Source organism: Ruegeria sp. BG11 (genome assembly GCF_056538565.1).
Genome location: NZ_JBQFTH010000067.1, coordinates 1 through 527, shown reverse-complemented (window position 1 = coordinate 527; position 527 = coordinate 1). Strand labels below are relative to the sequence as shown.

General features: G+C 53.7%; 1 pseudogene. It reads left to right on the top strand.

Annotated features, from left to right (window positions below):
- Window positions 1-61 precede the first annotated feature (61 nt).
- Window positions 62-527: pseudogene (locus ACR0JF_RS23425) on the top strand (right-handed parallel beta-helix repeat-containing protein); the annotation flags it as partial.

Below are 527 nucleotides of genomic sequence, written 5' to 3'. Positions count from 1 at the left end.
CCTGGGTGTGCGGGAAGTCGTGCGCTGCCACTCACAGCGCCTATGAAACAGAAGGTGGAACATGTCGACGACAATCACGGTAACCTCTGCGGCTGAGCTGAACCAGGCTCTGTCTCAGGCGACAGGTGGGGAAACGATACTACTTGCGCCAGGCGATTATGGCAGCCTGTCGCTCAAGAACACGAGCTATTCATCACCTGTGACACTGAAATCTGCTGATCCGGGTGCGATGGCCAGCTTTTCAGGGCTCAGACTCGATCAGGTGTCGAATGTCTCTTTTGATACGGTCAAGTTCGACTACAATTTCAGCTCAGGCGACGCGACCCATACCAGCCCGTTCAAAATTTCCAACAGCAGCAATATCAGCATAGATCAGTCGGTCTTTGATGGGGATTTTGCCAGCGGAACGGGTACGACTGCTGATGGCACAGGCTATGGCAGGGGGCTGATGATCTCAGGCTCAACCAATGTCGATGTGACCAACACGGAATTCCATTCCTGGTGGAAGGCACTGTCAGCTTCCAAGT